Raw genomic sequence first — 19,855 nt, 5'->3', positions numbered from 1 at the left:
TATTAACCTATAATCAGCTTAACCAGATTTTCCACTGTAGCCTTTAAAAACATATTCAAGCTTGTGGGATATACGCCAATCAGAATAGTTAATATTGCCAGCGGAACTATAGTGAAAATTTCGCGGCCGTTGATCTCTGTTAAACCATCCCAGCGAGTATTGAACTTGCCCAGGAATACATGTTGAATCATCCTTAAAATATATGCAGCGCCCAAAATAACGCCGAGCACGGATACTATAACCATCCAAGTGGGAACATATACCGAGGTAAACGAACCAACAAATATCATAAACTCGGAAACAAACCCGGACATGCTTGGCAAGCCAAGCGCTGCCATGCCAAACAAAACGAATATGCCTGTGTAAACCGGAAGCTTTGCGCCAAGCCCTCCGAAAGCGGCAATCTCACGAGTATGGGCTCTATCATAAATTACGCCCACTAAAATAAATAGGGCGCCTGTAATTACGCCATGCGAAAACATCTGAAATAAGCAGCCGGATATTCCCACCGTATTGATGGCGGCCATGCCCAGTAAGCAAAACCCCATGTGCGAAACCGACGAATATGCCACCAGCTTCTTCAAATCTTTCTGTGCCATCGATACTAAAGCGCCATATATAATGCCTATCATGCCCAAAACCGCAATCCATTTCGCAAAATAAACCGTTGCCTCGGGAAACATTGGATAGCTGATGCGCAGAATGCCGTATGTTCCCATTTTCAGAAGGATACCAGCCAGAATCACCGAAACAGCGGTTGGCGCCTCAACGTGAGCATCCGGAAGCCATGTATGGAACGGCCAGACAGGAACCTTAATTGCAAAACCGATAAAGAAGGCGGCAAAAATCCAGAGCTGGAAAGTGCGTGTATACAGGTAGTTGTTGGCTATTAATTCCATCATATCAAGCGTGCCGGTTGTGAAATACAACGCCAGAATACCAATCAGCATGAAAACCGACCCAAATAACGTATATAAAAAGAACTTAATAGCCGCATATTCTCGTCTTGGACCACCCCAAACACCGATAAGAAAGTACATCGGCACCAACATGATTTCCCAGAATAAATAGAAAAGGAAAAAGTCGAGCGCGCAAAACACGCCCATCATGCCAACCTCTAAAAGTAAAAACCAGGCGAAATACTCTTTCACTCGCTCTTTGATGCCGAACGAGACTATTATCGATATAAATGATAGTAAAGCTGTTAGAAACAGCATCGGCACAGATAAACCATCAGCACCCATAAAATAATTAATGTTGACCTGAGGAAACCAAGTGTATCTTTCAATGAATTGTATTGTCGAAACCGTGTAATCATAATTTGCTACAAGAAAAACGGAGGCAACCAAAGGAACAAACGAAAAGAATACGGCAGTCCATTTGACTGAACGGTCGCTGTTTTTTGGCAAAAGCATTACTGCTATCATGCCCAAAAGCGGGAAAAAGGTTAAAAAAGTAAGTATTGGAAAATCCACTTGATTCCTCCTCTATCAAACATATTTCATGAAAATCAATATTATTGCGCCCAAAAATATCACCAGAGCATAAGTTTGAAGCTGACCGGTCTGGGTTTTTCTGATAATCCTGCCCATAGCCAGCGATAAATAACCTGCTCCATTGACGGCGCCATCTATTACATATGTATCAAAACGCTCTTTAGCCCGTGACCATAAGAGCGTTAATTTGCCTACGCCATTTACAGCGCCATCAATAACCAACACATCGAATCTGAATACTTTCTCCATAATGTAATAGACGGGATTAATGATGGTTGCCATGTAAAGCTCATCGAAATAATATTTATTGTATAATAATATATAAATCGTTTTGAATCTTGCGCCCATTGCCTCATAAGAAATGGATTTCTTGTAATACATCATATACGCAAGCCATATACCGGAAAGAGCTAAAACTAACGAGAATCCCATAAGAAGCAGATTCGGAACCGCATGATGGGGATGGCCAAAAAACACGAAGCTGGCGTAATTTGCATTTAGCCAGGGAATACCCCACCAGCCGGCAAATACCGCTAAGAAAGCCAATATCATCAGCGGCACAGTCATGCTGTATGGCGATTCGTGAGCATGGTCATAAGCATGCTGGTCTCGCGGCTTGCCGGTAAAGGTCATAAAATAGAGACGGAACATATAAAAGGCTGTCATGAAAGCCGCCGCTAAACCTACGGCCAAGAAAATATAATGGCCGCCTTCGAAAGCCACTGCGAATATTTCATCTTTAGACCAGAAACCCGATAGCGGGAAAATTCCTGAAATCGACAAAGAAGCGATTAAAAACGTTATCGATGTAATCTTCATTTTGCTATGAAGACCGCCCATTTCCTGAATACTATTAGTATGCACGGCATGAATGACCGAACCGGCAGCTAAAAACAGCAAGGATTTGAAAAAGGCATGAGTGAAAAGATGGAAAGTGCCGGCAGCATAACCGCCAAGACCAAGCGCCATCATCATGTAGCCAAGCTGAGAAACTGTCGAGAACGCCAGCACGCGTTTGATGTCGTTTTGAACTAAGCCGATAGAAGCCGCCATAAAAGCCGTGATTGCGCCTATTGTCGCCACTACCATAGCCATAGTTTCAAATGCCAGTATTATCCCCATTAATCGCGCGGTTAAATACACACCGGCGGCGACCATTGTAGCGGCATGAATCAATGCGGAAACAGGTGTCGGACCCTCCATAGCATCCGGAAGCCAGACATGGAACGGGAATTGCGCCGATTTGCCGCAAGCGCCCATAAACATCAGCAATCCGGCGATGCCGATTAACCAAAGAGTATGGTTGGCTTCTTCCTTGGTCATCGATTCATCGATAGTTGCAGCGGTATGAGGAGTATCTTCAATCTCATGCTCTACGGTCTCAGAACCATGATGGCCATGGTCAGCTTTTTCAAAACCCGGAACGAGAGTGTCTCTAACTATATTTTCAGGTTCATTGTTAGTATTTTCCTCGCCATAATGCTCAACTTCGGCGGCATTAACAACTCCGCTATTATGAGCCGCTTCACTCGAACCGTGATGGCCGGAGCTTTCATCAACAATTCCGGCGGCAACTTTGAGGCTTTCTATTTTCTGATTCACTTCAGGCAATGTAGCGGTGCCAATTGCGAATATCATAAGCACTAAACCAACAGTGAAGCCAAGATCGGCTAATTTAGTTGTAATAAATGCTTTCTTGCCAGCATTGGCGGCTGAATCTTTCTCGAAATAGAAGCCAATCAATAAATAAGATGTAAGGCCCACTAATTCCCAGAAAACTAACACTAAGACATACGAACCGGCAATTACCAAGCCAAGCATCGAGAATGTGAACAACCCAAGATAAGCAAAGAATCTGGCAAACCGCGGGTCGCCGTGCATATAGCCGACTGAGTATATATGAACCAGCGATGATACAACAGTTACGACAATCAGCATCACCGCCGCTAACGGGTCGATATATATGCCCATTGGCAGAATAAAATCGCTCCAGACAAGCCAGTCGACAAACATCATATAAGGGGTAGGATGAGCTAAAACCTCAAATAATACTTTTACCGATAGGATAAATGATATCAAAACCATAGCGATGCTGAAATAACTTGATAGCTTATTGTTGCGATTCAGGAAAAATATAATCATTATGAACCCGAATAGGGGGAATAACGGTATCAGCCAACTGTATTCTGTCATTTTCAGCCTACCATTTCATGAAATTAATTTTGTCTACTTCAATGCCTTTAAAATTACGATAAACTAACATCACAATCGCCAAGCCAACAGCGGCCTCAGCGGCAGCGATAGTAATAATAAAAACAGTAAACACATGCCCCGCGATACCCTCCGGGGCTATAAACTTTGTAAATGCCACAAAATTGATTCCTGCGGCATTGAACAATAATTCAATCGCCATCAATATACCAATAGCATTGCGGCGAGTAAGAATTCCAAATATCCCCAATGCGAAGAGAACTGCGCCCAATACTAAGAAATGAGTCAAGGTCGGTTCCATTATCAATTCTCCTTCTGTTTATCCTGACGGGCGATAATTATCGCCCCGATTAGCGCCACGAGAAGGACTATCGAAACAACCTCAAAAGGGACCACATATGTTGATAGCAACTGCCTGCCAAGCTCGAATGTATTACGTTCAGGCAAACTTCCATCGCCGACCGACCAGCCTGTTTTGAATAATGTAAATAAGGACATCCCAAAAAATATCAAAACAATCAGACTTGCCGGTACAACCTGCTCATTTACCTGTTTTATGCTTTTATTGTTAATCTGATAAGTCAGCATAATAGCAAATATCATTAATATTGTAATCGCGCCCACATATATCAAAACCTGAACACCGGCTAAGAACTCGGCGCCCAAAAGCACATATATCCCAGCCACCGAAAAAAGGGTCAACACTAAAAACAAGGCCGAATGAAATATATTTTTCAATGTTACAACCATAAGTGCGGAAACGCCGGCCATAATTGCTAAAACATAAAAGATTGCGAGGTTCATTGCTTATCCTCCGGATTTTGAGGTTTATCCGGTTTTGTGTCTTTAGCATCATCAGGTGTAGGTTCGGATTTAGCTTCTGGTTTCTTGTCGGTTTTATCAGCTGGTTTTCTTGCCGGACGTTTTTTCTTAGGCGTGTATTTCACATCACGACCGACTTCCTGAAGCTTTTTCATGTCGTAAAACAATTCTTCCTTATTAGTAGTGGCAAACTCATATTTGCCAGACATCTTTATCGCATCGAAATTGCAGGCTTCCTCGCATAATCCGCAGAAACAGCATATTAGCGTATTCAACTCAAAACGCACAGGGTAGCGTTTGCCGGTATCCGGATCTTTGTCCTCAGCCTGTTTTATCGTAATCGCGCCAACCGGGCAGGCTTTCTGGCAAAGCAAGCAGGCATTGCAGTTAAGCTTGCCGGTTTCAAGATTTGACAGCAATACCGGCATCCCCCGGAAACGCTCGAACATCTCCATCTTTTCTTTGGGATACTGAATGGTAATCGCTCGTCCCGGCAGATATTTAAGGGTGGTTTTCAACCCCAAATACAGGTTGTATATTCCGCTGAAAAATTCTCCTACAAATGCCATAACTAAAAGAAATAAACTCCCAAAGCTGTAAGAATTATATTAACAAACGCTAAGGGCAATAGAATCTTCCAGGCGAATGCCATCAGATGGTCAACCCTTAAACGAGGATAAGTCCACTTAAACCACATAATTACAAAAACTAAAAACAATGATTTGCCTATAAACCATAAATATGACGGGATAAAATCCAGTCCCGGTAATGGCGGCTGCCAGCCTCCTAAAAATAAAGTAGTGGCAATCGCCGAAGCGGTAAACATATTCAAAAATTCGGCAAGGAAGAACATGGCGAACTTCATGCCCGAATACTCGATATTAAAGCCGGCAACTAATTCCTGTTCAGCTTCGGGAAGGTCGAACGGTGTTCGGTTCAATTCGGCCGTAGCCGCGCTAATATATATGAAAAATCCGAGAAGCTGAGGCCAGATATACCAGTTCCAGAAACAATCAGTCTGAACTTCAACAAAATGATACATCGAAAGCGAACCCGACATCAAGACAACGCCAAGCACCGAAAGAGTAAGCGGCACCTCATAGGAAACTATCTGCGCTGCAGAACGCATACCGCCAAGAAGAGCATATTTATTATTGGAGCCCCAGCCCGCCATCAGCAGGGCGATAACAGTAAAGCTTGTAATAGCAAGTATATATAATAAGCCGATGCTCACATCAGAGGCGATTAATCCTTTGCCGAATGGTATAACAGCATAAGCCGCCAAACAAACAGTGAAAACTATTACCGGTGCCCAGAAATGCACTTTTCTATCTGCCGATTTAACGATTATATCTTCTTTTTGCAATAGTTTAAGGGCATCCGCGATAGTCTGATACCAACCATGCCAGCCAGCCATCATTGGTCCTAATCTATCCTGAATATGAGCCGAAACTTTTCGTTCCCACCAGACCAAGAATAAGCACATTATCAATAAGAATACAACAATCGCAACAATAGTTAGGAGCATCAACACTATATCAGATACAATAGCCGGCAAGCCCAATGATTCGGAGATGCCGACAACAATACTAACAACCCATTGCAGAATCCCAGTTAATTCCAGCATTAACGGTCAACCTCCGGCAGAACAATATCCAGCGAACCGAAAATCGCCACCAAGTCGGCTATTTTCCAGCCCTTGCATAGATAATTCATAAGCTGAACATGGGCAAATGAGGCTGTGCGGATTTTCACCCGGTATGGCTTTGTTGTGCCATCCGAGATAATATAATAGCCCATCTCGCCGCGCGGAGCTTCGATTCGCGAATATACCTCGTTTGGCTTGGGCTTAAACATTTTCGGCACTCTCGCCATTATCGGACCTTCAGGCAATCCCTCTAATGCCTGATCGATAATATCACAGCATATACGCATCTCGCGGATGCGAACTAAATATCTATCCCAAACATCGCCGGTTTTTCCGGTCGGGATTTCAAAATTAAATTTATCATAAGATGAATATGGATGAGTCTTTCGCAGGTCCCAATCATGTCCGGATGCCCTTATTGTTGGTCCGCTGGCACCATAATTAAGAGCATCATCAACAGGTAAAATAGCGACATTTTTGGTGCGGGTTAAGAATATCGGGTTATATGTTAAAAGAGCCTCATAATCATCAACTTTCTTGCGAAAATCTACAGTGAAGTCTTTACATCTTTTATAAAATTTAGGCGGCACATCCTTGGATACTCCGCCGATTCTCATATAATTATATGTAAGCCTCTGACCGCAAGTCATCTCGAACATATCCAGAATCTGTTCCCGTTCGCGGAAAGCATACAGAAACGGAGTAAACGCGCCTAAATCGAGCGACATTGTGCCAAGCCAAACAAGATGCGAGGCAATTCGATTCAACTCAGCCATAATAACCCGCAAATACTGCGCTCTGTCGGGTATCTCGATTTCAGCAAGCTTCTCCACTGCAACCGCCCAGGCAAAATTGCAGGGTATGGAGGCGCAATAGTCAACTCGGTCGGTAAACGGCATAAACTGAGCATAAGTGCGGTTCTCAGCTATTTTTTCCAATGAACGATGAAGAAACCCAACATCAGGAATTAAATCCATAATGAATTCGCCCTTCATCTTAAGGATAAGACGCAGCACACCATGAGTGGAGGGGTGCTGTGGCCCCATATTGATTATAAATTCATCTTCATTATGCTGTATATCTTTAATTAGATCACTCATTCTGCGCTCTTGGATTTATCAGGCATTGGAATAAAATCAGGTCCTGTCCAGCCTTTCCTCATCGGATAACCATAATCCCATTCCTCAATTAATAACAGATGACGGGGATTAGGATGATCTACAACCATGATGCCAAACAGTTCCATTACCTCAAGTTCAAAGAAATCAGCAACCCGCCATATATTTATAACTGAATTTATTTCCGGATTATCAGCCGGCAATTTTACTTTCACAACAATTTCATGCCGATGTTTATGAGAACTAAGACAGAGAAAGACCTCGAACCTATCCTCAAAATGAGAGCCGCCAAGCTGAAAAAGGAACTCGAATGACAAGTCGGTATCATTTTTAAGATATTGGCAGAATTCTATATATTTATCTTTGGAAATATAAACAAACGGCTCTGGTTGGTTGGTCTCCTGAATTTCAACGCGGTCTTTGAAATCCAGCGTTATTTTTTTTTCAATCTCTTCTTTAGTCATTTATTATTGCTATGATTGCATCGGTTTATCGCCGAGGAAATCTTTGATTTTCTGGTTCTTGATAACTTCTCTCATTTTCAATGTGCCCTGCATAAGCGCTTCCGGGCGAGGAGGACAGCCGGGAATGTAAACATCAACAGGTATTACCTTATCTACACCTTTTAACACTGAGTAGCAATCATAATAAAACGGGCCGCCATTGCTGGCGCATCCGCCCATAGCTAAAACATATTTCGGGTCGGACATCTGATCATAAAGGATTTTAACCCGCTTGCCCATTTTATGAGTTACAGTACCGCAAACCATCATTAAATCAGCTTGGCGGGGTGAGGCACGAAAAATCATGCCCAGACGGTCAAAATCGTAGCGGGAAGCGCCGGTAGCCATCATCTCAATAGCGCAGCAAGCCAAGCCAAACAGCAAATACCATTGAGAATGCGCCCTTGAATTATTGAGAACCGACTCAACCGAAGCAACTACTATCCCTCCGCCTGGTATTTTTTCGAGATATGTTGGAACCTTTTCAATTATACCCATTTTAAGGCTCCTTTTTTCCAAGCGTAGATTAGACCAACAATTAGAATAAATATGAAAATAAATGCCTCTACCAACATAAAAAGACCAAGTTGGTTGGGCTGGGAGAGTTGTTTAAAGGCAACCGCCCAGGGGAATAAAAAAACTACCTCAACATCAAATATCACGAATATTAAGGCAAAAATATAAAAACCGGAATTGTATTGAATCCATGCACCATCAATTGGACGTTCGCCACACTCATAATTCTCTAATTTATTCTTATTGGGACGCTTGGGACGTAAAAGACTGGCAAAGAAAACAACAACTAATACAAACAGTATCCCAACCAAGATAAATAAAGCGATTATGCCATAACCGAAACCCATCTAACCTCTCAACTCAGCTTGTGATGATTTTCACTTAATAGCCAAACATCACTTTGGGAGATAATTAATTACAAAATAAATGTCAAGGCTTTATTGTAAATATTTTTCCTTGCATTATATTTTTTAGACAGAATTATTTATAAAATCAATTTTGTTATTAGAAATCAGTTTTTAATCTCAAAGACAATAATATGATAGAAACAATATCAGTAACCAATTATAAATACAGAGTGTTTTTGTGCTATCGGAAGTTACTTCCGACAGTTCTGGCAGAAAAAGCACAGATTAGGATTTGTGAATAATATGGTTTAGTTGTCTTAAACAGCCTGATTGTTAAGCATTTCCCCAAAATAAAAGCATCAGTTAAATGCGGCAATTAGCGATAAGTTGTTGATATTTCATAAATATTGCCGATAAATTATAAGCAGTTATTATCATACGGGAGGTATTTTTTGAGAGTTGTTATTGTGGGAGCATCAAAAATAGCAAGCGAGTTGGCACATGATCTGGAGATAGAAGGTCATGAAATTATTGTAATAGATTTAGAAGAGAGCGGCTTTAGAAGGCTCAGGAATGCATTCAAAGGTCAGAAAATTGTCGGTTCGGGTACCGATTTAGAAATCTATAAGAAAATAAATTTCTCAAGCGAGGATGCCTTTATTGCGGCTACAAATTCTGATAATGTCAATTTATCTACAGCTAAACTTATACAAGAAACTTTCAACTGCAAACGCGTTGGCAAAGTTATCCGCGATCCTTTCAGAGCCAGGGCATTTAAACAAACCGAAAAGGGCATCGGCTGTCCCATTATTGATGCGGCTAATCATCTCAAAGAAACCGTTATCGATAAATAAAATCGAAGCTTGCATTTAACAACAATACTGTCATACAGCTTATAGCACGTTATATAAATATATCAGTTTTTCAACTGCCAATTCTTGGATAATAATCCCTTTTTTATTCAACCTAATCTAATACTTCCTCATCATCGAACCGCCAAGCCGGATCGACAATGCAAATAAAGATAAGATCAGTTGAACCAGTGTTTGTTATTTTCTGATTCGAATCAGGAGGGATATAAATTGCCTGCCCGGAAGCTACTTTTTCCACCTCGTCATCAATATACATTTCACCCTCGCCTTCAAGAATATAGTACAACTCAGATGATTTTAATCTGTGGGCTAAAGTGGTATTGCCGGGTTTTACGACAGCTTGGGCTAAACTGTATCTGATATTTACATTATCGTTTAATGGATTTAGAAGTTCTCTTAATTGCGTATTATCGCCGGCGATTATCTCCGGGCAGTTTTTCAGGTCTTTTATTAGCATGTAGTTCTCCGTGAAGAATTAATAAAAAAAACGCCATCCCTCTATATTAAGAGATGGCGTTAGAATATTCAAATCAATAAATTAACTTAATACTGTTCAATCAATTTAATTAGACTATCCTCCGGATAAATATCCAGCTCAAGCATCCAATCTTTAAGCTTGTTTACGCGGGTCTTAGCATCGGCAGGAAGGTTAAACGGGCGACCGCGGCCATCAAGAATTATGCCAACCACGCCGCCTGATAGCTGCCCCTCAATTTTGTTGCCCTTGCCATTGCCCAAATCAAAGCCGCGAGCAGGCGTCAACTCGGCTTTCGCTTTTAACGGAATGCCGTCATCGCCGATACCCAGCTTAATTAATTTCATCTGACCGAATGCAATATCGCCTTTTTCAACTTTGCCGTCAGGGAGTTCAATATTGTAACTTAATATCTCTTTCCCCTCTTTGCCCTCGCCAACCGGAGCGACAACAGTACCAAGATGAATTAGGCAATCTTTATTAAACACCTCGGTTGCGGCTTTCTCATGCAGGCTCGAAAGCACGCCAAGCTGAGGCATCATAAATATTGAATCGACTGCCAAGCGGGTAATGCCCATAGGTAAAAATGCGTCAATAGTCATCAGCGCTGCCTGTTGACGGCGAGGGGCATGCGACAACACGCCGCCGGAACCAACCAACATATCAAGGCTCATCATGTTTACCAAGGAAGCGCCGGATGTCGATTGCTCGAAAGCATCAGCAATAGTTCGCTGCTGCTGGACGCCTTTAAGCACGGTAGCAAATGATCTATGTTGAATAAACGCCAGCCGTAATGCCTCCTTAGCAATAGCCTGTTCAATAATCAATTCCTCTAATGATTGCGGAATAGTCGTCGGCCTAATCATCTTGTTTTTAATTCTATTGCGGATTTCACGCTCATCCACATCAAACGGCACCCAGCGCATGACATTAGGCAGTGTCGCTTCAGCAAAAACATTTGAAACCGAGTAACTCATACCGAGGTTAGCCGAAACAGTTCGGTTAAATATTCCCTCTTTACCATCCGGGCGAAAAACGCTGAAAATATCTGTGGTTGCGCCGCCAATATCAACGCCCACAACTTCAATATTCTCAATGTCAGCGATTGTTTTAATAATCAATCCAACCGCGCCAGGTGTGGGCATAATCGGAGCATCAGTCCAAGTCATAAGCTTGGAATATCCCGGAGCTTGAGCCATAACGTGTTCCATGAACAAGTCATGAATTTTTTCGCGCGCCGGCAGAAGATTTTCACGTTCGAGAACAGGACGCAGATTATCGACAATATCAAGCGCGGTTTTATCCTTGAGAGTTTCAGTAACCGCCCTACGGGCATCAACATTGCCGGCATAAATAACAGGCAAATTATAACCTGAGCCGAGACGGGGTTTTGGGTCGGCCGCGCTTATAAGTTCAGCTAATTCGGCTACATGAGTCGTAGTGCCGCCATCGATGCCGCCTGATAGCAGTATCATATCGGGGCGAAGGTGGCGTATTCGTTCTATCTGCTGATGAGGCAATCGTTTATCATTGGAGGCAATAACATCCATGACAATAGCGCCGGCGGTCATAGCAGCCCTTTCAGCAGACTCGGCTGTCATCGACCGAACAACACCGGCAACCATCATCTGCAAACCACCGCCGGCAGAAGATGTTGATATATAAATATCCGTACCGATATTTCCTTTGGCGGGAGAAGTAATCTTGTTGTCTTTACCAAGAATTTTTCTGCCTGAAAGTTCCTCGACTTCGCCAATAGCATTTAATGCTCCCATTGTAACATCCTCGAAAGGAGCTTCCACTGTTGTTGGAGCTTCGCCGCGTACTATAAGACGATATTCGCCATCGCGGTATTCAATTAAAATCGCTTTTGTAGTTGTAGAACCACAATCGGTGGCAACAATTACTTTTATGTCTTCCGGTTTAAGACCTTTCATTTTCAACCTCTATCGTTAAATTTAACATTCAACCATAATGTTGAAATATTATAAATAATTATTTCAAAGTCAATTAAAATCATGCTTGACCCGATAGTCGAATAAAGCGATATTTAAACGGGAGGAATATAGTGAGGAATTCTTTAGAATCTCGCCAGGCTCAATATATAACCATCAATGGTAAAAAGCTTATAATATTTTCCAGTAATGACTATTTAGGCTTATCGCATCACCCGGAGGTTATAAAAACATTTACAGAGGCTGCCCAAAATTATGGAATCGGCACCGGCGGCGCGCCCTTGACCTCGGGTACAACAATTATTCATGATAAACTTGCGGATGAGATTGCGGATTTTAAACATCGTGAAAAGGCTGTGATTTTCCCCTCGGGCTATGCCGCCAATACGGCTTTGCATCAAAGTTTGAGTGATAATGATACTATATTTTTCAGCGATGAGAGCAATCATCCCTCTATTATTGATGGCATCAGACTGTCAGGTTGTCCGGTGAATATATATCGTCATCTTGATTTGACACACCTCGAGGCTTTATTAAAAAAGAGCGGTAAATCCCGAAAAATAGCAGCCAGCTGCTCGGCGTTTACGGTTAATGGCGATATTCTGCCCCTGGATAAGATTGCCCGTTTAAAAAGCAAGTATCATTTTCACCTGATTCTCGATGAGGCGCATGCTACCGGCTGTATTGGAAAAACCGGCAGAGGGCTTGAGGAGCTATATTCTCTTACCGGAACCGCTGATTTTATAATGGGCACATTTTCCAAGGCGCTGGGTTCTCAGGGAGGGTTTCTGACATTTTCTGAGGAGGCTGGCAAGATGTTGTCCGGACCGCTGAGAGCATATAAGTATTCAACATCGATTGCTGCGCCAATCGCCGCCGCTTCTTTATCGAGTTTAAAGATTCTCAAACGAGAACCTGAATTGGTTGCGCGAATGAGAAAAAACATCCAACAAATATATATAAACTTGAAACGCTCCGGGTTTGAGATTAATTCTTCCGGCAGTCATATTATAAATGTATATTTTAGCAGTAAGGAAAAGACAAGTCTGATTATAGATGAACTTCACCGGCGAGGATATTTTGTGGTGCCGGTAAGTCCCGATAAGCGATGGGGGATACGTATTACGGCGATGGCCACTCATACCGATGTGGAAATTGATGCTTTCTGTCGATGTCTAACTGAAATCAGGGATGATTTGCAAATATAGAATCAGGAAATTAAAGTATTATTTATTTCCCTCGATATAGCCAGTAGGGATAAATGCCGCATCAGCGAATTAGTCCGTCGAATGGCGGACTTTTTTTATGCGGTAATAAATTGTGGTTGGCATACGTCCTCGTGCGCCATTTTTGTGGTTGGCATACGTCCTCGTGCGCCAATTTGCATTGACACATTTTTTACCTTGAATCAATAAATATAATATGCTATCCTTACCCCATGGCCAAGATACGCACTTTTATCGCGGTAAAAATCCCGGATGCTCTCAAGCGTGAGGTCGATAAGCTAATCGTGGGTTTAAAACCGCATGCTGACGGCGTACGCTGGGTAAAAGCGGCTAACCTGCATTTTACCATTCGCTTTTTAGGCGATATTGAAAGTGATTCGATAAGTAATCTCGAAAACATACTTGCGGAAAATCTGAAGAATATCAAACCGTTTTCAATTAAATTATCCAGCTTGGGATGTTTCCCGAATATAAGAAGACCGCGCGTTGTCTGGGTTGGCGCGGCTGGCGACATGGATGATCTTAAAGAGCTGGCTTATCAGGTGGAGTCTGCCTGCCGTCAGGGCGGTTTTGGCAAGAGCGATAAGCCATTCTCAGCGCATTTGACTATCGGCAGAATCAAATATCCGAAAGGTTTGGAGGCATTTATCGATGAGCTTCAGGAGACCGAATTTGAGTCGGATGTTTTTGAGGTTAGCGAGGTTGTTGTATTCAAGTCCGACCTATCGCGGCGAGGACCAACATATACGCCGATGATTGTTGTTGGGTTGTAATGCTAAGCGGTGGACGAGACCTGCCAATTCAGCACCTGCAAAATATCAGATCATTTACATAATCATTATCTATCCCGGTAAGATTGCCAAACCCTCAGGATGTCACTCCGTTCCATCCTGATTGATAGATAAATTTTTTATCCACCTGTTAAGTGAAGTGCCAATGTACTACCCTTAAGGAAGCCATTGAATTCAGTTAATTTTGTCATATCAAACCTCAGCTTATCTATAAAAATCATTGGGAAGGCAGTAAACGTCGGAGTACGCTTTTTATCGTTAGACCCTGTACTAAAATCGAGAATACAACAATTATATAAGTAATCGATACAATCAAGTCTCTTGCCTGGCCTGCAGATAATGATAATGCCAACGCAATAGAAATACCGCCGCGCAATCCTCCCCAGGTTAAAATCAGAACAACGTTTCGGGTAAATTCCCGTTTGAATTTCAATACCGTTATTGCTAACCATACGCTGATAAACCGGGCGGCAAGCGTTACCGGAATAGCGATTAATCCGACAATGAAATAATCCATAGTGAACGAAAGCACCAAAACCTCAAAACCAATTAAAATGAACAGCACCGCATTGAGGATTTCATCGATTAGCTCCCAGAATTTATCCAAATGGTCGCGGGTAGAATCAGACATAGCAAACTGTCGTCCGTAATTGCCAATCAGCAGTCCCGCTACTACTATCGCAATAGGGCCGGAGATATGCAGGCTCATCGCCAGCGCATACCCGCCGCATACTAAAGCCAGCGTTAAAAGAACTTCCACCGAGTGGTCATCAACGCTTTTTAGCAGACGGTAAACAATCCATCCCAGCAACAATCCAAACACAACGCCGCCCAACGCCTCTTGAACAAGCAGTAAGGCAACATGCCCGGCTGAAACCGAACCGCCGCTGGCCGCAATACCAGCCATCACGATAAATACAACAACACCAATGCCGTCATTAAACAACGATTCGCCGGCTATCTTAGTCGCTAAGGATTTTGGCACTTTTACCGTCTTGAGTATAGCCAGCACGGCCACCGGGTCGGTCGGGGAAATTAACGCTCCAAATACTAAGCAGTATGAATAGGGGATGGCTAAGTTAATCAATTTCAATATAAAAAATAGCGCAGTTCCGATTATAAATGTAGCGGCGACCACTCCAAAAGTTGCCAGTGCGCCAATAATAAATTTCTGGCTGGCAAGGTCATTCAGGTTAATTTTTAGAGCGCCAGCGAAAAGCAAGAAGCTCAACATCCCCTTCATAAGAGCTTCGCTAAAATCAATTTGTTCTAAAAATCCACCGATAGAGCTTCTAAAATCGACACCCAGAACACTTAGCAATACAACCGCCAAAGACATAGACAGGCCGATAACCATCAGGCCTATAGTTGTCGGCAGTTTAATGAATCGATGGTTGATATAGCTTGAGACAGCGGCGGCGCTTATTAATATCGCTATGATGCCAAACATATTCAGAACTAACCTATCACTTTGTATTTAGTCGCAAATTCAATAATCGGAATAAGTATATATGTTTCTATCACAAATGTAAAGTGTCTTGATTATAGCCCGGTTCTGGCATTAAACATCTTCTAAGATGAACCAAGCGTTTAAATGAGAACGGCTAACTTTTTATTTATTAAGCGCGTCTATTTTTGGTAAATCTGAAAAATAACATTTACCGAATCAGTGTTTATAGCATTAAAATTCAAAATCGCGCCGCAGCTTTTACATACATAATCGCCGTATACCTTAGTAGCTATGCCCTGGCAAAATGGACATTTCTTTTTTCTTTTTTTGCTATACATAATAGTTATTCCATTACAAATTTATTTACAAACATTACAATAGTTGCACCTAAGGCAGTAACAGGCAGCACTCCCCAAAACGCTAATCCGGAAAAGTAGGATATTGCGCCGGCTAGTATTGCGCCTACAATAATAACCATTAGCGACCATTTAACCAGCGGCCGCAATATAAACACAGCTAAAGTCATCATAAATACCAACATAATCAGACTGCAATATTCGGCCGCCAAAGAACCGATAAATGGAATTTTCGCCATTAGTGATTGAAGGGTATTTTCGACAGCCTTAAATTGACCCACAATCTCATCTAAAAACCACACGAACCGTTCCATTAGATTAACCCCTCGTCAACAGGTTCTATTGTCAATGAGGATTCGCCAACTTTTATCAACCCAATCATTTTCTCGGTGAGAAAATTCTTTGAGGTAATCCACTCATGCGACATTTCCAAAACTTGCTGTTGTGAAACATCTTCTACCCAGTCAATAATCATATTATCAACCTTGCTTTCATCCAGAATCAAGTCTTCCATTATAAGCGTAAATTTCATTTTCATCGCCACTCCTTTGCTTGCATTCATAAAGGAATGATTCAAAAGACATACCCTTAAATAAAATCCACTTGGCGATATCCCTGCAGGTTAGTTATTATGGGTTATAACATAGGGTTACATGTTGCAGCGAATGAAACAATTGATGAAAAATGTACATTGAAAGGCGTTGGATATTATAGGTTATATCCAATACATCTTGGATTTATACAAGATTTTCCAGATGTACCGAAAAACTTGAATTAATATAAATTACCTGCAAATATAAAAAGCAGGAGTCGGGTTTGTTCGCTTTTAGCGATCAGATTGTAAACAAAAGGTTGTATTGATAGAATTTTTAATGCCATGTAAAAAGTCGAGGCTGGAAAGCCTCGACTATTAAGTGGCTAGTGCTTTAGTAAAAATTTAATAGCCCCGACTTTCCAGTTGGGGCGGGTTTTATCAACATACCGTGCTGTCGGAGGCAACTTCCGACAGCACGAAATATCATCACAATACTATGTAATTAATTTCTCTTCGATTTTAAATTTTTTCATGCGTCGCCAGAGCGTAGTTCGAGAGATTCCAAGTTGTTGAGCGGTACGTGTATAGTTGCCGGTATTCTGTTTTAGGGCTTTCAATATCAAGGCTTTTTGGTTGTCTTTAAGGGTAATATTTAGAAATCCTTGTTCTTCCTCAGATACTGGTCGGTCTCGCGGCAATGTAAAGATTAACGATTCATCGATTATCTCAGAATTTGATAAAGCGCAAGCGCGCGCAATACTGTTTTCCAGTTCCGCAACATTACCCGGCCATTGATATGTCTGCATCCACGCCAGAATATCCGGCGCTATCGCTTTGACATTTTTATTGAATTTAGCGCTGTATTTCTCAAGAAAATGATTTACAAGAGGGAAAATATCAGCTATGCGATTTCGCAGCGGCGGAGTATAGATTGACATAATATTTATAGCATAAAATAAATCTTCACGGAATTGATGGGCAGAAGCTATTTTTCTCAAACTTTTTGTGCAGGAACAGATTATTCTAACATCAGATTTAATTTTTTGGTTCTTGCTGGGGATTGTATAAAATCCATCCTGAATATATCTTAAGAATGATGCTTGAAGATTAGCAGATAATAGTTCTATGTCCTTAATAAACAGAGTGCCGTTGTTTGCCTGAACAATCATACCAGCGTAATCATTATCTTCCCAGTTGCCGAAAAGCTCCGCTTGAAGGTCTTTCTCATTCATGGTAGAACATTCAACTATCTTAAAAGGGAAATCCTTGCGATTTGACCGTCCATGAATAGCTCTGGCTATTAATTCCTTGCCGGTTCCGGACTCGCCTTCAATTAGAACCGCCACCTCGGTTCCAGACGCTTTGGCAGCTAAATTCAGCACATCCTGCATCTTCTGCGACTTGGTTATAAGCTTATCATATTTATCCGTAGATGTTACCTTGTGTTCCCTTCGCTTGATAATACTTTCAATTCGAGTTAGCAGGTTTCCGAATTCAAACGGCTTGCATATAAAATCCGCCGCTCCCCCCTGAATAGCATCTACAGCCATGGGAATATTGCCATAACCTGTAATTAATATAATTTCAGCAGCCGGATGAATATTTTTAACCTTCTTCATCAACTCAAAACCTGACATCTTATTCATTTTTATATCAGATATTAAAATGTCATAAAACTTATTCTTAGAAAGCTCTATAGCTTCTTCACCGGATTCGGCAGTATCGACTTCATAACTTTGACTTTTAAGATAAAAAGCGAGATTCTTACGCAGCGCTTTATCATCATCCACTACGATGATGTTTATCATGGTGCCTCCGAAGTTTGTTTACAGATTAGATACTGCTTTCTTGTAATATTTCGTCAAAAGTCTGATGATATTTAACTTTGAAACAGTAAAAAAAAATATTGCTTTTAAATTGAACAATTTTTATTATTATCTAAGCTTATGACATGGATATTATCGAATTCATATGCAAACCAATGCACTTTCCCTTCAAGGCTTAACTGTATCCAGTCGATTGAGTCATTATATAATAGAGAACTGATGCAATCACCTGATGGGAATATTCAGAGATGCATGAATGTATTTTTTCGACAATAATTCTTGATTCGAAAAACACGAGAGCTTTAAGTAATAATGATAAAATCTTTGAAGCATAGGATAGTATATTTATTGTTTGTGAATGCTATTAAAACATATGTATTACCTACGCTGATACTCCTGTGTTTTCTATGCGGTAGTTGTCGGGCAGGTCGCTCAGCGACATCGATACATTCTCTTCAACCGGATAGTCTTCAAGCGGCAATGCTCGATAAAGCATTGACCTCAGTCTATAGAGATAGTTTTGAAACTGCCTTAACCTGTATCGACAGCCTGATAATCATGCATAGCGGTTATTGGCCGGCTTATGTAATTAAAGCGGGAATTGTTTTTACCGAAATGACCGATGATGAAGACTACAAAAAAAAAGATAATTTCATAGCCCTGATTGACACTTCATTAGCCGGGTTGGATAAATTTCTAAAGCGAAATCCTGATGATAAATGGGGTTTGTTTTTTAAAGGCACCGCCTTGGGCTACTTAGCTGTCTGGGAGGGGAATCACGGCAGTTGGTATCAGGCTATAACTAAAGGACTGAAAGCTGGCAAATTTTTTGATGATGCCTATAAGCAGGATTCTCTTTTCTATGATGCTTGTCTTGGCTTGGGGAATCTTCATTACTGGCGTTCGGCAAAACTTGGTATAATCAGGAACCTGCCTTTCATATCCGATAGACGAGAGCAGGGGATTGAGGAACTTAAGCTGGCGATAGAGAAATCGCGGTTGTCCTCGACTGCCGCCGCCTTAGGATTAAGTTGGATTTATATTGATCGCAAAGAATACCGCCAAGCGGCCGCCTTAACCGACAGCTTAATCAAACAAGGTATCGATGGCCGCACTGTTTTATGGCCTAACGCAATCGCCAATTTTAAAAGAGGCGATGCGCGGCGAACAATCGAAAAATTTACCCTTATACGCGAGGGGCTTATCCGTAAAGGCGGCCAGAATTACTATAATCTCATTCTTGCCGGCTATTGTCTGGGGGTGGCTCATTACTGGCAACGAGAAAATGGCAAGGCTTTAGAATATTTCAATGAGATTCTGGATTATGAGGTATCCAAAGAAGTTGCCAAGCGCGTCTCTAAGAAGCTGAAGAAGGCGCAAGACTATCGGGAGAAGATACTAAATAGCAGGAGGATTCCCAATAGCAGCGATTGCCAGAACTGTCGGAAGTAACTTCCGACAGCACAAAAACACTCTTTATTCTTGCTTGGTTCCTGATATTGTTTCTACCATATTATTGTCCATGAGGTCATAAACCGATTTCTAATAACAAAATAGATTTTATGATAATTAGGACTACTGCAAACATCGAAAGTGTTATTTAGCGCCGCCGCTATCGCTCAGAAATTTGCATAATAATCTGTTCGCTTAATATTTTACACACATAAAATTTCATTAAAACAGTTGTATCTCTTAATCAAATTACATA

The 19,855-nt window shown here is 41.6% G+C and carries 21 protein-coding genes; 4 read left to right on the top strand and 17 right to left on the bottom strand.

Annotation, left to right across the window (positions count from 1 at the left end; translation table 11 throughout):
• Positions 1-2: 2 nt before the first annotated feature.
• The 10 genes from J7K40_13525 to J7K40_13480 are packed head-to-tail and all read right to left on the bottom strand — an operon-like array spanning position 3 to position 8,661.
• Positions 3-1,475: an NADH-quinone oxidoreductase subunit M gene (locus J7K40_13525; GenBank protein MCD6163415.1), complete on the bottom strand. Its 1,473-nt coding sequence runs from the start codon at positions 1,473-1,475 to the stop codon at positions 3-5.
• A 15-nt stretch (positions 1,476-1,490) separates the two neighbouring features.
• Entirely contained in the window at positions 1,491-3,638 is a 2,148-nt protein-coding gene (locus tag J7K40_13520) for an NADH-quinone oxidoreductase subunit L (GenBank protein MCD6163414.1), read from the bottom strand.
• A gap of 58 nt (positions 3,639-3,696) precedes the next feature.
• Positions 3,697-4,008 carry an NADH-quinone oxidoreductase subunit NuoK gene (nuoK, locus tag J7K40_13515; GenBank protein MCD6163413.1) on the bottom strand — a complete coding sequence of 104 codons (312 nt, stop codon included), beginning with the start codon at positions 4,006-4,008 and terminating at the stop codon, positions 3,697-3,699.
• A 2-nt stretch (positions 4,009-4,010) separates the two neighbouring features.
• A complete protein-coding gene (locus J7K40_13510; protein ID MCD6163412.1) occupies positions 4,011-4,511 on the bottom strand; it encodes an NADH-quinone oxidoreductase subunit J in 501 nt (166 codons plus the stop codon).
• On the bottom strand, positions 4,508-5,098 hold the full coding sequence (locus J7K40_13505) for a 4Fe-4S binding protein (GenBank protein ID MCD6163411.1): 591 nt from the start codon (positions 5,096-5,098) through the stop codon (positions 4,508-4,510). Before J7K40_13505 ends, J7K40_13510 begins: the two co-directional genes overlap by 4 nt.
• 2 nt (positions 5,099-5,100) lie before the next feature.
• Positions 5,101-6,156, bottom strand: a complete 1,056-nt coding sequence (gene nuoH / locus J7K40_13500) for an NADH-quinone oxidoreductase subunit NuoH (GenBank protein ID MCD6163410.1) — start codon at positions 6,154-6,156, stop codon at positions 5,101-5,103.
• On the bottom strand, positions 6,156-7,277 hold the full coding sequence (locus J7K40_13495; protein ID MCD6163409.1) for an NADH-quinone oxidoreductase subunit D: 1,122 nt from the start codon (positions 7,275-7,277) through the stop codon (positions 6,156-6,158). Before J7K40_13495 ends, nuoH begins: the two co-directional genes overlap by 1 nt.
• On the bottom strand, positions 7,274-7,759 hold the full coding sequence (locus J7K40_13490; GenBank protein MCD6163408.1) for an NADH-quinone oxidoreductase subunit C: 486 nt from the start codon (positions 7,757-7,759) through the stop codon (positions 7,274-7,276). The genes J7K40_13495 and J7K40_13490 overlap by 4 nt, the downstream gene beginning before the upstream one ends.
• A gap of 9 nt (positions 7,760-7,768) precedes the next feature.
• Entirely contained in the window at positions 7,769-8,296 is a 528-nt protein-coding gene (locus tag J7K40_13485) for an NADH-quinone oxidoreductase subunit B (GenBank protein ID MCD6163407.1), read from the bottom strand.
• Positions 8,287-8,661 (bottom strand): NADH-quinone oxidoreductase subunit A, encoded by a 375-nt coding sequence (locus tag J7K40_13480; GenBank protein MCD6163406.1) that lies wholly within the window; start codon positions 8,659-8,661, stop codon positions 8,287-8,289. Before J7K40_13480 ends, J7K40_13485 begins: the two co-directional genes overlap by 10 nt.
• 452 nt (positions 8,662-9,113) lie before the next feature.
• On the opposite strand from J7K40_13480, the gene J7K40_13475 reads away from it, so the two are divergent.
• Positions 9,114-9,515: a TrkA family potassium uptake protein gene (locus J7K40_13475; protein MCD6163405.1), complete on the top strand. Its 402-nt coding sequence runs from the start codon at positions 9,114-9,116 to the stop codon at positions 9,513-9,515.
• Between the two features lie 112 nt (positions 9,516-9,627).
• On the opposite strand, the gene J7K40_13470 is transcribed toward J7K40_13475, so the two are convergent.
• Together J7K40_13470 and J7K40_13465 are read right to left on the bottom strand one after the other, a co-directional pair.
• Entirely contained in the window at positions 9,628-9,990 is a 363-nt protein-coding gene (locus tag J7K40_13470) for a cupin domain-containing protein (GenBank protein MCD6163404.1), read from the bottom strand.
• 86 nt (positions 9,991-10,076) lie between these two features.
• A complete protein-coding gene (locus J7K40_13465) occupies positions 10,077-11,945 on the bottom strand; it encodes a glutamate mutase L (protein ID MCD6163403.1) in 1,869 nt (622 codons plus the stop codon).
• Between the two features lie 131 nt (positions 11,946-12,076).
• Between J7K40_13465 and J7K40_13460 the strand changes: the two genes are divergently transcribed.
• On the top strand, positions 12,077-13,171 hold the full coding sequence (locus J7K40_13460) for a pyridoxal phosphate-dependent aminotransferase family protein (protein ID MCD6163402.1): 1,095 nt from the start codon (positions 12,077-12,079) through the stop codon (positions 13,169-13,171).
• 230 nt (positions 13,172-13,401) lie between these two features.
• Positions 13,402-13,962, top strand: a complete 561-nt coding sequence (thpR, locus tag J7K40_13455; protein MCD6163401.1) for an RNA 2',3'-cyclic phosphodiesterase — start codon at positions 13,402-13,404, stop codon at positions 13,960-13,962.
• Between the two features lie 235 nt (positions 13,963-14,197).
• On the opposite strand, the gene J7K40_13450 is transcribed toward thpR, so the two are convergent.
• The 5 genes from J7K40_13450 to J7K40_13430 all read right to left on the bottom strand — a co-directional run bounded on the left by J7K40_13450 (position 14,198) and on the right by J7K40_13430 (position 18,129).
• Positions 14,198-15,430: a sodium:proton antiporter gene (locus tag J7K40_13450; GenBank protein ID MCD6163400.1), complete on the bottom strand. Its 1,233-nt coding sequence runs from the start codon at positions 15,428-15,430 to the stop codon at positions 14,198-14,200.
• A gap of 179 nt (positions 15,431-15,609) precedes the next feature.
• On the bottom strand, positions 15,610-15,768 hold the full coding sequence (locus tag J7K40_13445; protein ID MCD6163399.1) for a hypothetical protein: 159 nt from the start codon (positions 15,766-15,768) through the stop codon (positions 15,610-15,612).
• Between the two features lie 5 nt (positions 15,769-15,773).
• Positions 15,774-16,100 carry a hypothetical protein gene (locus J7K40_13440; GenBank protein ID MCD6163398.1) on the bottom strand — a complete coding sequence of 109 codons (327 nt, stop codon included), beginning with the start codon at positions 16,098-16,100 and terminating at the stop codon, positions 15,774-15,776.
• Positions 16,100-16,324, bottom strand: a complete 225-nt coding sequence (locus J7K40_13435) for a hypothetical protein (GenBank protein ID MCD6163397.1) — start codon at positions 16,322-16,324, stop codon at positions 16,100-16,102. Before J7K40_13435 ends, J7K40_13440 begins: the two co-directional genes overlap by 1 nt.
• A gap of 491 nt (positions 16,325-16,815) precedes the next feature.
• Positions 16,816-18,129 (bottom strand): sigma-54-dependent Fis family transcriptional regulator, encoded by a 1,314-nt coding sequence (locus J7K40_13430; protein MCD6163396.1) that lies wholly within the window; start codon positions 18,127-18,129, stop codon positions 16,816-16,818.
• A 330-nt stretch (positions 18,130-18,459) separates the two neighbouring features.
• Between J7K40_13430 and J7K40_13425 the strand changes: the two genes are divergently transcribed.
• Complete coding sequence (locus J7K40_13425; GenBank protein MCD6163395.1) at positions 18,460-19,599, top strand: hypothetical protein; 1,140 nt, start codon at positions 18,460-18,462, stop codon at positions 19,597-19,599.
• The last annotated feature ends 256 nt before the right edge of the window (positions 19,600-19,855 follow it).

It is taken from the genome of Candidatus Zixiibacteriota bacterium (assembly GCA_021159005.1).
GTDB lineage: Bacteria > Zixibacteria > MSB-5A5 > UBA10806 > 4484-95 > JAGGSN01.
Note: the sequence above shows the minus strand (reverse complement) of the source record. Positions and strands in the feature narration are given on the sequence as shown.